The 12,930-nt window shown below is 28.5% G+C and carries 12 protein-coding genes and 1 pseudogene; 11 read left to right on the plus strand and 2 right to left on the minus strand.

From position 1 onward, the window contains the following. From BM384_RS11045 to BM384_RS11075, 7 genes and pseudogenes are all read left to right on the plus strand, one after another. Positions 1 to 230, plus strand: a pseudogene (locus BM384_RS11045) (IS110 family transposase); the annotation flags it as partial. Between the two features lie 177 nt (positions 231 to 407). Then, on the plus strand, positions 408 to 1,244 hold the full coding sequence (locus tag BM384_RS11050) for a deoxyribonuclease IV (protein WP_090013630.1): 837 nt from the start codon (positions 408 to 410) through the stop codon (positions 1,242 to 1,244). A gap of 352 nt (positions 1,245 to 1,596) precedes the next feature. Further along, complete coding sequence (locus BM384_RS11055; RefSeq protein WP_090013632.1) at positions 1,597 to 3,198, plus strand: Na/Pi cotransporter family protein; 1,602 nt, start codon at positions 1,597 to 1,599, stop codon at positions 3,196 to 3,198. A gap of 144 nt (positions 3,199 to 3,342) precedes the next feature. Next, complete coding sequence (proC, locus tag BM384_RS11060; RefSeq protein WP_090013633.1) at positions 3,343 to 4,149, plus strand: pyrroline-5-carboxylate reductase; 807 nt, start codon at positions 3,343 to 3,345, stop codon at positions 4,147 to 4,149. A 109-nt stretch (positions 4,150 to 4,258) separates the two neighbouring features. Next, entirely contained in the window at positions 4,259 to 4,801 is a 543-nt protein-coding gene (locus BM384_RS11065) for a DUF5662 family protein (protein ID WP_090013635.1), read from the plus strand. A gap of 58 nt (positions 4,802 to 4,859) precedes the next feature. Further along, entirely contained in the window at positions 4,860 to 6,107 is a 1,248-nt protein-coding gene (locus BM384_RS11070) for a peptidase U32 family protein (protein WP_090013636.1), read from the plus strand. A gap of 197 nt (positions 6,108 to 6,304) precedes the next feature. Next, complete coding sequence (locus BM384_RS11075) at positions 6,305 to 7,429, plus strand: hypothetical protein (protein WP_090013638.1); 1,125 nt, start codon at positions 6,305 to 6,307, stop codon at positions 7,427 to 7,429. A 36-nt stretch (positions 7,430 to 7,465) separates the two neighbouring features. On the opposite strand, the gene BM384_RS11080 is transcribed toward BM384_RS11075, so the two are convergent. Continuing rightward, positions 7,466 to 8,206 carry a 3'-5' exonuclease gene (locus BM384_RS11080; RefSeq protein WP_090013639.1) on the minus strand — a complete coding sequence of 247 codons (741 nt, stop codon included), beginning with the start codon at positions 8,204 to 8,206 and terminating at the stop codon, positions 7,466 to 7,468. 330 nt (positions 8,207 to 8,536) lie between these two features. On the opposite strand from BM384_RS11080, the gene BM384_RS11085 reads away from it, so the two are divergent. From BM384_RS11085 to BM384_RS11100, 4 genes are all read left to right on the plus strand, one after another. After that, positions 8,537 to 10,213, plus strand: coding sequence for a carbon starvation CstA family protein (locus BM384_RS11085; protein ID WP_090013641.1), 1,677 nt, complete (start codon positions 8,537 to 8,539; stop codon positions 10,211 to 10,213). A 124-nt stretch (positions 10,214 to 10,337) separates the two neighbouring features. Further along, a complete protein-coding gene (locus BM384_RS11090; RefSeq protein WP_090013643.1) occupies positions 10,338 to 11,105 on the plus strand; it encodes a tetratricopeptide repeat protein in 768 nt (255 codons plus the stop codon). 21 nt (positions 11,106 to 11,126) lie between these two features. Beyond that, positions 11,127 to 11,564, plus strand: coding sequence for a PPC domain-containing DNA-binding protein (locus BM384_RS11095; protein ID WP_090013644.1), 438 nt, complete (start codon positions 11,127 to 11,129; stop codon positions 11,562 to 11,564). A gap of 157 nt (positions 11,565 to 11,721) precedes the next feature. Next, positions 11,722 to 12,615: a CAP domain-containing protein gene (locus tag BM384_RS11100; RefSeq protein WP_242946017.1), complete on the plus strand. Its 894-nt coding sequence runs from the start codon at positions 11,722 to 11,724 to the stop codon at positions 12,613 to 12,615. A gap of 162 nt (positions 12,616 to 12,777) precedes the next feature. On the opposite strand, the gene BM384_RS18645 is transcribed toward BM384_RS11100, so the two are convergent. Beyond that, positions 12,778 to 12,918 carry a hypothetical protein gene (locus BM384_RS18645; RefSeq protein WP_347455062.1) on the minus strand — a complete coding sequence of 47 codons (141 nt, stop codon included), beginning with the start codon at positions 12,916 to 12,918 and terminating at the stop codon, positions 12,778 to 12,780. Positions 12,919 to 12,930: the final 12 nt, after the last annotated feature.

A 12,930-nucleotide genomic window follows, 5' to 3' on the forward strand; every position in this document is an offset into this window, starting at 1 on the left:
CTTCTATTAGATGTACTCGTAATGGAACTCCTATTAATGGCGTTTTATTAGAATACTATAAAGTTAATTTGCAAGGCAAAAAAGCTAAAGTTGCTTTAGTTGCTATAATGCACAAATTAATAAATTATATCTTTGCAGTACTTCGAAACCAAACTCCATTTGAGTTACGAAATCCTAAAATACATAAACAAATGTTTTTAGAAAATACTTCTCAAAATAGTGCCGCTTAATTGATTTACATTTTTTGTAACCATTCGTGTTTTACAAATGGTTTGTTTGCTATACCCTTTTTTAAAAAATATTATTTTTTAAAATTTACTTGACTATTATTAGCTGGTCTTATTTTTTTGTTTTAAAAGCGATATAATATCTTTGAAATAAATTTTATATAAAACCGGAGGATGAAAATGTTAAATATAGGATGCCATTTATCAATTACAAAAGGATTTGAAAATATGGGAAAGGAAGCTTTAGAAATTGGAGCAAATACCTTTCAATTTTTTACGAGAAATCCTAGGGGTGGTAAGGCAAAAGAAATAGATAAAAAGGATGTAGATGCCCTTTTAAAACTAATGAATGACAATAATTTTTCTAAAGTTTTAGCTCATGCACCTTATACATTAAATGCATGTTCAGCAGATGAAAAAACAAGAGATTTTGCAAAAGAAATGATGAAGGATGATTTAATTAGAATGGAGTATATTCCAGGAAACCTTTATAATTTTCATCCTGGAAGCCATGTTAAACAGGGAGTAGAAGTAGGTATAAATTATATAGTAGAAATGTTAAATGAAGTTATAAAGCCAAACCAAACAACTAAAATTTTACTTGAGACAATGTCAGGTAAGGGAACAGAGGTTGGAAGAACTTTTGATGAAATAGCTGAAATAATAGATAAAGTAAAGTTAAAGGAGCATTTAGGAGTTTGCTTGGATACATGCCATGTTTATGATGCTGGATATGACATAGTAAATGATTTAGATGGAGTGCTAGAAGAATTTGATAAAATAATAGGATTAGATAAATTATATGCTATTCATTTAAATGATAGTAAAAATTCATTTAATAGTCATAAAGATAGACATGAAAAAATAGGAGAAGGATTTATTGGGATTGAAGCTTTTGGTAGGATTATTAATCATCCTAAATTAAAAAATATCCCTATTTTCTTAGAAACTCCAAATGATCTTGAAGGATATGCAAAAGAAATTAGCCTTTTAAAAAAATTGTATAAAGATGAATAAAAAAATAAATTAAGGTTAATGATGTAAATATACAAAAAATAAACATAATATTCATTATAATGACTATAGCATGATAACTATTTCTTTGGTATTATTATAAATGTATTAATTTACTTTAAATTTAAGTAGTACTTTATAAGTTAACTTGTAATAAAAAACTTAAGAAAAGAATTTCATCTATATAATACATTTAATTAAGTTTGAATAAACATAAAAGTAGTATATATAAGTTAAAAGTATGTTAAAAGTAAGTTAAAAACATTAAAATCATAAAAAAATATAATAAAATAATACTGTTAGAAAAAAGTCACATGTATATAGATGAAATTTAGATCAAGGGAGAGAAAAAAATATGAATATCTTCAATATAGTTGCTGAATTAATTGGAGGCTTAGGGCTATTCTTATTTGGAATGAAGCTAATGAGTGACGGTCTAGAAAATGCAGCAGGAGAAAAACTAAAAGGAATTTTAGAAAAGATCACAAGTAATCGATTAATGGGCGTATGTGTAGGTGCTTTAGTAACAGCAGCAATTCAAAGTTCTGGAGCAACAACAGTAATGGTTGTAAGTTTTGTAAATGCAGGTCTTATGACATTAATGCAAGCTGCTGGTGTTATAATGGGAGCTAACATAGGAACAACAATAACAGCACAGTTAGTATCGTTTAAACTTGATGCAATTGCTCCTTTATTTATTGGAATTGGAGCTATTATGGTTTTAATTTCAAAGAAAAAAAGAACAAAAGATATTGCATATATTGCATTAGGATTTGGTATTCTATTTTTAGGAATAAGTACAATGTCTACAGCTATGAAACCTCTTGGAGAATCAGAAATGTTTAAAGATGTTATTGGTGTTATAGGAAATAACGTTATACTAGGTGTATTAGTAGGATTTGTTATGACAGCCTTAACACAAAGTTCATCAGTTACTACTGGAGTTTTAGTAGCATTAGCTACTTCAGGAGCTATTACAATGGATGTAGCACTTCCAGTAATATTTGGTGGTAATATAGGAAGCTGCGTTACAGCGCTTTTAGCATCTGTTGGATCAGGAAAGACAGCAAAGAAAGCTGCTCTTATACATCTTTTATTTAATGTAATAGGTGTAATTATATTTATTCCATTTATGGGGATTTTAATTGACTTTGTTCAAGATATAAATCCTAATGATGTTGCAAGACAAGTAGCAAATGCTCATACATTCTTTAATATAGTTGTAACAGTAATATTACTTCCTTTAGCTAAGTATTTAGTTATGTTAGTAAACAAGATAATACCAGGTGAAGATGAAGGTGAAAATACTGGTGCAATGTACTTAGATAAAAAGTTACTTGAAACACCAATAGTAGCAACTGTACAAGTGTTTAAAGAAACTGTAAGAATGGGTAATTTAGCAAAGACTAACCTTGAACTTGCAATGAAAGCTTTATTAGAAGATGATGAAGAAGCTGTGAAAAAGGTGTATAGCAATGAAGAGATAATAAATACATTAGAAAGAGAAATAACAAATTACCTAGTATTATTATCATCTCATGAATTACCAGAAGAAGATAGTAGAATATTAAGTGTTACTTTCCATGTGATTAATGACATAGAAAGAATTGGAGATCATTCAAAAAATATAATAGAACTTGCTATTGAAAAGCAAAAAGGTAAAATTTCAATAGAAGGTGAAGCTAGAGAAGAACTTATTAAAATGTATAATAAAACTTTAGAAGCTGTATCTGTAGCAATAGAAGCATACAGCAATAAAGATGTTGAAGCGGCTGCTAAAGTTAAAGAAATAGAATCAAGAATTGATAAGTACGAAAAGATTCTTAGAGAAAATAATATTACAAGATTAAATAAGAAAGTATGTAATGCTAATGTAAGTGCTATTTTCTTAGATTTAATAAGTAATTTAGAAAGAATAGGAGACCATTCAACTAATATTGCAGAAAGAGTTGAATAGTTAAATGCTACAGGACTGATTAAAAATTTAGTTCTGCAGTATTTTTTTTTGTTATTATGAAAGCTAAAATTCATATTGATGTTTATGATTTTTAGGATTAAAATGAATCATAAGGAAATAAAATGGAAAATAGAGGAGGAAAAAATGGATAAAGTAATAGGATTTATTGGAAGCGGAAATATGGCAAGAGCAATGATTGGTGGAATAGTGACTTCAAAATTAGTTTCAGCTGATAAAGTAATAGCTTCTAACCCACATGAAGAAAAGTTAAATATATTAAAAGAAAAGTATGGAATAAGTATAACTACAGATAATAAGGAAGTTGCGTCTAAATCAGATATTTTATTTTTATCAGTTAAGCCTGTAATGTATGCAAAGGTAATTGAAGAGATAAAGAATCTAGTTAAAGATGATGTAATAATAGTTGTAATAGCAGCAGGAAAATCTATTAATGAAGTACATAATCTTTTTGGTAAAGATGTCAAGATAGTAAAAACTATGCCTAATACACCTGCTTTAGTTGGTGAAGCTATGTCAGCTATATCTCCAGCAGAAAATATAACAGATAAAGAACTAGATGATATTAAAGCAATATTTAATAGTTTTGGAAAATGTGAAGTTGTAGCTGAAAACTTAATGGATGCAGTTACAGGAGTAAGTGGTTCATCACCTGCTTATGTTTATATGTTTATTGAAGCTTTAGCAGATGCAGCTGTTTTAGGTGGAATGAAGAGAGATCAAGCTTATAAATTTGCAGCTCAGTCAGTATTAGGATCAGCTAAGATGGTTTTAGAAACAGGATTACATCCAGGAGTTTTAAAGGATCAAGTAACATCTCCAGCAGGAACTACTATAGAAGCTGTTGCTGAACTTGAAAGACTTGGAATGAGAAATGCCGTTATTTCAGCTACTACTAAGTGTATAGAAAAATCAAAGGCTATGAGTAAGTAATATATTTATAAAAATTTCCCAATAATAATGGTGGCGCAAGCCACTTTTTTTTATATTTAAAAGATGATATTATTTTAGTTGTAAAATAATATAGAAATGGATGGGGAGTATGAATTTCATTAATCATTTTAAAACTATAACTAATCATAAGATACTTGTAATGAGATATTGTTTTAAAGTTGGATTATATAAGCAAGGACTTTTACATGACCTTTCAAAGTATTCTTTAGTAGAGTTTTTGCCAGGAGCAAAATATTATCAAGGATATCGTAGCCCTAATTTTGTTCAAAAACAAAAAGAGGAATATTCAAGTGCATGGCTTCATCATAAAGGAAGAAATAAACATCATTTTGAATATTGGATTGATTATACAATGGACCCAAATGAAGGGCTTAAAGGTATGAGAATGCCTGTTAATTATGTAGTTGAAATGTTTATTGATAGAATGTGTGCATCTAAGAACTATCAAAAAGAAAAATATACAGATAGAAGTGCATTAGAATATTACAATCATGGAAAAAATTATTATGTGCTTCATGATGAAACAAGAAAAGAATTAGAATTTTTACTTAATATGCTTGCAGAATCTGGGGAAGAAAAAACTATAAGCTATATTAAGAATGAAGTTTTAAAGAAAATGAAGATATGCTAGTTTCATTGACTAATAATATAATAAAAAATAAAAATATTAGAACGTGAGGAAGAAGGATATGAAAAAAAATTTAAAGAAACCTGAACTATTAGCACCAGCTGGTAATTTAGAAAAATTAAAGATAGCTTTTGAATATGGAGCTGACGCTGTTTATTTTGGTGGTCAATTATTCTCATTAAGAGCAGCATCAAAAAACTTTACATATGAAGATATAAAAGAAGGAGCTAGAATTGCTCACGAATTAGGTAAGAAGATTTACTGTACTGTTAACGTAATGCCAAGAAATAACGAGTTAGATAAACTACCAGCATTTCTTAAAGAGTTAGAAGAGGCTGGTGTAGATGCAGTATTAGTTTCAGACCTTGGAGTATTTTCAGTAGTTAAGAAGCATACAAATTTACCAATTCACATAAGTACTCAAGCTAATACAATAAACTATGAAGCATGTAATATGTGGAGAGAACTTGGAGCAGAACGTGTAGTTTTAGCAAGAGAATGTTCCTTAGAAGAAATTAAGCAAATAGAAGATAGAATTCCAGAGGATTTAGAAATAGAAATATTTGTTCATGGTTCTATGTGTATATCTTATTCTGGTAGATGCTTATTATCAAGTGCTATGGCTGGAAGAGATTCTAACAGAGGAACATGTGCACAATCATGTAGATGGAAATATACACTTATGGAAGAAAAGAGAGAAGGAGAATATTTCCCTATAGAAGAAGATGAACATGGTACATATATAATGAATTCTAAGGATTTATGTATGATAGAACATATTCCAGAACTTATGGAACTTGGAGTTTCTTCATTAAAAATTGAAGGAAGAAACAAAAGTGAATATTATGTAGCAGTAGTTGTTAATGCCTATAGAAAAGCAATAGACTTATATTTTGAAGATCCAGAAAACTATAAGTTGCCTGAAGAGTTAAGAGAAGAAATGTTTAAAGTTAGTCATAGAAAATACCATACTGGTTTCTTCTTTAATGAACCTAAGGAAGAAGGATTAATATATGATACAAATAATCATGTAAGAGAATATGATGTTGTTGCTATTGTTTATGATTATGATGAAGAAACTCAAATAGCAACTTGCAAACAAAGAAACAAGTTTGTTAAAGGAGATAAGTTAGAAATATTATCTCCAGGATTAACAGGTGAAGAATTTGAAGTAGTTGAACTTTTTAATGAAGAAGGAGAAGCTATTGACGAATGTCCACATCCAGGAATGATGTGCAAGGTTAAAATACCATACAAAGTTAAGAAAAACAGCTTTATTAGAAAAGCCTTAGGATTAAAAAATAAATAGTAGATATATCCATATATAGCTGATATACATAATCTTTGTATATCAGCTATATTTTTTATGTCATTATATATGAAAAAAGATAGAAAAATAAAACAAGAAAAATAAACTATTTTATACAAAATGTAGCAAATATGTAATAAATTGCAAAGTTGTGATATAATAGAGGAAAGAAATAAAAAAGAAATAAGGAGAAAATTATGAAACGAGAGGAAATAATAAGAAAAGTCAATATAACTATAGATAATGCAATTGTTTTTGAAGTGAGAAATGGATATAAAAAACTTAAAGAAGATATATTTAATGTTGAAAATAATTTTGAAAGAAAAGTAGTATTATTAGATGACGTTCCTTTAGTAGAGCTTAGTGGAATAAGATCTCCCATGTGTTCATCAATAATAAAAACCCTAAGTGGAAGAAGTGAAGTGAGCACATCAATTAAAGAAAAGTTAAATGTAAATATTGATATAAATGGACTGGAAGATGGGTTTAACAAAATAAAATCTATATTAAGCTTATTAGAGGATGGAGAATATGAACTTAAAGAAGTTGAAATGATACCTACAGATGGTGAAAAGGATGATTTTTGGAATTCTAGTATGATTGGACATTACTATGAAGCAGCTGCTGATTTATATTATAGAGGAAGATATGTAAAGGGGGTTCCAAGTTTTTTAGTACCTTCTCAAAGAATTAGCTCCATTGATTTAGATAGAGTTGAGTATTATAGGGATAAAATAAGAAAAGGTGAAAAAATAGTTGGCATAGCAATAGAATTAAGAGGTTTTATGGCATTACTGTTAGATGGCCATCATAAAGCTACTGCTGCATATTTAGAAGGAAAAAAATTAAAATGTTTAGTCATTAAAAGACGTGAAAAAAGTTATAAAATCAAAAATGTATCTCAAAAAAAATATGAATTTACAGATAAATTATATAGTAAGGTGGAATTAGGAAGATCTAAAGGAGTATTTCCAGACTTTAGAGCTATTGCAGCAGTTAGAAAGCCTATAGATATTTCAGATAAAAAAATTAATAATATATTTAAGTTTAATAGTAAGGAACCAATAGATGAAATTAAAGAAATTTTTTATTATATGACTATATATGATAAGGAGAAGGCAAAGAAATTATGCTTTGATATTTTAAGAAAAAATGATTTTCAATGTATTTGGGGAATGTGTTTGGAATACTTATTGAAATATAAAAATAAAGAGGTTAATGATTCAATTAAAAAAATTATTTTAAATAAAAATTTTGTATATCCTATAAGTTATGTGCACAACATAGAAAATAATGGCTATTTTAACAAGATTATTAACTAAAAGGTAAAAGGCAGGTTTTTCTTGCCTTTTACCTTTTTAATTTTTTTTAATAAATTGATGTGTTTTTCCCATTATATATGCTAATTTGATTAGTTCCTTTTCTTCAGGAGTTAATTTCTTTTTTAATATTTTTTCAAATTGATAAAATAAAGCTGAGGTATCTACTTTGCTTTTTGGCTTTAGTCTTTTTCTCTCAGGTGATACTTTATAGGCTTTTACTTTGATTTTATCATTATATAAAACCTTAAATATCTCTGCTGTATAAAAGGCATCATTTAACGCGTTATGAAAGGTTTTTAAAGATTTTATTTCTAGCATGTCTATAGCTGTTTTCAAACCTATTCTATTTCCTTTTTTATACTTAAAATAAGTGGATGCATAACTTTGGATGTCTATATACTTAAAGTTGAAATTTTCTTTAGGTATATTGTGAAAGACTATATTTCTATATAATTCACGAAGATCACCGCTTCCCCAAACTACAAATGTATAGTTTTCATCACCTATAAAATCTAAAAAGTCATTGAAAACCTGAGGAAATTTATTGCAGGAGTTAACTTTATCAATTGTGATATCAGTAAGCTTTTCAACATAAGGATGAATTGTAGAATATACTGTAGGTTTTACTAGTCCGTTAAATTCTCCTATAGTATTAAAGTTTTTGTCTAATTTTATTGCTCCTATTTGAAGGATTTCGAAGGTTAATTTAGGTGTAGCTATATCTTTGTTATCAGGATGTTTCTGATTAAATTCTAAATCAAAAATTATGTAATTCATTTTTTTCCTCCATAGTTATTGTCTCTGGGAGATATATTAGTTTTATTAATTACTATATAAATAATAAGGCACTTTTTATAATGTTTCAAGAAGTCATATATTATGAAGTAAATTTGTAAATTTATATATTAATATTAGTGACAAAAAAAACTATGATAAGTGATAAATTAATTTTGGTAAACCTTTTAAAATTTGGGATTAATAAAAATGCATGAAAAAATTGACAATAAAAATTACTGGGAGTATTATTTATTAATAAAATACAATTTAGTCAAAAAATGTCTAATTGTATTTTTATTGTGTAAAAAAATAAAATAGGGGGCATTTATAATGAATGGATTAGTAATGGTGTTATTAGCCATAGTAGTGCTTGGGGCAGCATATTTAGTTTATGGTAGATGGCTTGCTAATAATTGGGGAATTGACCCTAAGGCAAAGACACCTGCATATGTATATGAGGATGGTGAAGATTATATACCAACTCCAAAATCAGTAGTTTTTTCTCATCAATTTTCTTCAATTGCTGGAGCAGGACCTGTAACAGGACCAATTATAGCAGCTATGTTTGGTTGGGGACCAGTTCTTGCTTGGATTTTAGTTGGAGGTATATTCTTTGGAGCTGTTCATGATTTTGGAGCACTTTATGCATCAGTAAAAAATGATGGTAAGTCCATAGGATGTATTATTGAACAGTATATAGGTAAAAAAGGAAAGAAGTTATTTTTATTATTTTCATGGATTTTTTCTTTATTAGTTATAGCAGCTTTTGCAGATATGGTTTCAACAACTTTCTGTGGCTTTGCAGCAGATGGAAGTAAACAAGTACCTAATGCGGCAGCAGCATCAATATCAATGTTATTTATAGTAGTAGCAATGCTTTTTGGATTATTTATAAAGTACAAGAAACCTTCGCAAGGTCTTGAAGCAGTAATAGGAATTATTTTATTATTTGGAATGTTAGCTTTAGGTATTGCTTGTCCTATATTTGCAACTAAAACAACTTGGACTGCAGTTGTTTTTGTATATTTATTTTGTGCTGCTATTATGCCAATGTGGCTTCTTATGCAACCAAGAGATTATTTAAGTACATTTTTACTTTTAGCAATGGTTGTAGGTGCTGTACTTGGAGTATTAGTAGCTCAGCCTTCAATGAATCTAAATGCATTTAATGGTTTTGAGGTAAATGGTAAGATGTTATTCCCAACATTATTTGTAACTATAGCTTGTGGAGCTGTTTCAGGATTTCATAGTCTTGTTTCTTCTGGAACTTCATCAAAGCAGGTTCAAAATGAAAAAGATATGCTAGGCATAGGATATGGAGCTATGGTTGTAGAATCATTAATTGGTGTTATTGCACTTGTGGCAGTTGGGTCAGCTGCAACAGGAGGAAAGCTTCCTGAAGGAACACCATTTTCAATATTTGCAGCAGCTATTGCAGGATTCTTAGGTAAAATAGGTATCTCAGAACATATTGCTACATGCTTTATGACAATGTGTGTATCAGCTTTAGCTTTAACATCTTTAGATTCTGTTGGACGTATAGGAAGAATGTCATTTCAAGAGTTCTTTATGGATGATGAAAAGGAAATGACTTCATTTACTAAGTTAATGACTAATAAATATTTCTCTACAATAATAACTTTAGGTTTAGGATTAGTATTATCTTTAGGTGGATACAATAATGTATGGGCTTTATTTGGATCTGCTAATCAATTATTATCAGCCTTAGTATTAATAGCGCTTGCAGTATTTTTAAAGACTACAGGAAGAAAAGGCTTTATGCTTTATGTTCCTATGTTTGTAATGCTTTCTGTAACATTTACTGCATTAGTACAAGCTATTTTAAATATAGTAAAGAAGATATTTGTAACAGGAGGTTTTGTATTCTTAACTGATGGTTTGCAATTAATACTAGCTGTACTTTTAATGTCTTTAGGGTTTATGGTTGCTAAATCATGCTTTAAAAAGTTATTTGGAAAGGATGAAGCAATAAGTAAAGCTGCTTAAATTAAAAATAATACTCTTTATAGTATAAAAATACTATAAGGGGTATTTTTTTTTGGGTATGTAGAAATATATAAATATACAGTGTTATAATTACTTAAAAATAGCAGAATCGAAGGAGGATAATATGGAGTTTAAAAATATAAATGAATATAACAATAATAAGGTTAAAATTGAAACTAAAAATGCTTCAGAAATAGAAGAGCTTACAAATAAAATTCAGTTGGATCCAGAAAATGAAGAAAACTATAATGAAAGAGGAATTCTTTTTGATGAAATAGGGAAGTATGAAAAAGCTGTAGATGATTTTACTAAGGCTATAGATATCTATCCTTATTATGATGAAGCTTACAACAACAGGGGTTTATCTTATGAAAATTTAGGAGAATATAAGAGAGCTATTGAAGATTATGATAAGGCTATAGAAATTAATGAATCTAATGAAGATGTTTATTATAATAGAGCTATTGCATATGAGAATATAGAGATGTATGATAAAGCTATAGAAGATTTTACAAAAGCTATAGAGCTAAATACTCATGAAGCTGACTTTTATTATAATAGAGGATTATGCTTTGAAGCTTTAGGAAAGTATGATGAAGCTTTATTAGATTATAGTATGGCAATAGACTTAGATGATGAAGATGAAGAAGTGTACTCATGTAGAGCAGTATGCTATGAAAAGTCAGGTCAATATGATAAAGCAATTTTAGACTATACAAAAATATTATCTTTTGATGAAGAGAATACAGATGCACTATTTAATAGAGCAGTATGCTATGAAGAACTTAATGAATATGAAAAGGCTAAAGAGGATTATTCTAAGGTTCTATTAATAGATAAAAATGATAAAGAAGCTTTAAGTGGACTTAATGCTTGTATAGAAAAACTATAACATAAGAAGAGGTGTTTTAATATGATATATAAAACTTTTGGAGATACAGTAGCTATAAGACTTGAAAAAGGAGAAGAAGTATTAGAAAGCATAAAGGAAGTATGTGAAAAGGAAAATATTACAGCAGGTACAATCCAAGCTCTTGGAGCTTGTGACCATGCAGTTGTTGGAGTTTATAATGTTGAAGAAAAGAAATATTATGCAAATACTTTTGATGAAGCATTAGAAATAACAAATTTAACAGGAAATATATCAGTTAAAAATGGTGAAGTATATCTTCATATTCATGCAACACTTGGAAATGAAGAAGGAAAATGTTTTGGAGGTCACTTAAATGAAGCTAAAATAAGTGCAACTTGTGAAATATTTATTCATAAAATTAATGGGTATATAGGAAGAATTTATGACGAAAATATAGGCCTTAATCTAATTGATTTTAATAAAGAAAGGTTTATATAGAATTTTATAGATATAGAGGTAAAGGACTACTCTTAAATTGATTGCATTATTATGTTATAACTATATCTGGCGATAGTTAATGAGTAAAAAGTACTTGAAACTATAATAAGATATTGGACAAGCTATCTTGTTCGAAAAAATAAAAAGGAGTGGTACAATGAAAACTAAATTAATTGCCATGATTATATCAGTACTATTTATGGGTGGAACAGGAGCTACAGTAGTACATAACAATAGTAATAACAATAATAATACACCTTCTAAAGTAATAGAGGTAAGTCAAAAGGATTGTAATATTAATGAGGATACTAATCTTAAGGAAGATAATGCTGAATTGAAAGAAGAGGTATTACCTTCAGAAAATACTTCAAATAATATTAATGAAGATATAAGCGTTAATGAAGAAAAGATTAATGATTCTGAAAAGGTAAATGATGCTCAGTTAAATGAAACTACTAAGGTTCAAGAGGATGCTAATAATGTCAATACTAATGATAATAGTAGCAGCAATAATGGGACAAGTTTAGTAGAGGATGGTCCAAAGAAGGAAACCTCAAAACAAGAAGAGGTAACTAAAAAAGTAAATACTGAGTCAAATGATAATAAGACTAATAAAAGTAATACGCAAAAAGCTGAAGCTAGTGATGCTTTTATAGCACAAGTTGAGCAAAGTATATATAATAAGGTAAATGAAGAGAGAGCTAAAAATGGCTTGGGTCAGTTATCATATAATACAACTATGCAAAAGTATGCTAGAATTAAGTCTCAAGATATGGGAGATAATAATTATTTTGATCATAAAGATTTAAGTGGTAACTTAATAACAGCTAAAATGCAAAATGATGGTGTATCTTATAATGCTTGGGGAGAAAATATAGCATATATATCAGGTGTGTCTGATGCTGAAGCCTTAGCAAGTCAGTTTATGACAAATTGGATGAACTCATCTGGACATAGAGCTAATATTTTATCAACTAATTTCTCAAGTATTGGAGTTGGAGTATATAAAGTTGGAAACAGAGTTTATGCAACTCAGGAATTCTATAGATAATAAAAGGGGCTGTAAAAAAAGTCCTAAAAATCAAACGACCATACTAGCTCAAAAGCTTGTATGGTTGTTTTTTTCATATACTTATATTTTTTCATCTTTAATTTTTAAAAATGGGTTCACTTAATAAACGTCTCGTTATAAATAAAAAAATCAAAGTAATTTTTATGCAACGAGCATTTCACGGTTTAATTTATTATTATATTTATAAAGATTATAACCACAAGAAATCAATGTGAGCTCAAGAATTACATTATCAAGTCCTCGTCTAAACAACCTTTTGTAAGATCTATTCCATTTTATTATTCCAAATGTCCC

This window comes from Clostridium sp. DSM 8431, assembly GCF_900116755.1.
Lineage (GTDB): Bacteria > Bacillota > Clostridia > Clostridiales > Clostridiaceae > Clostridium.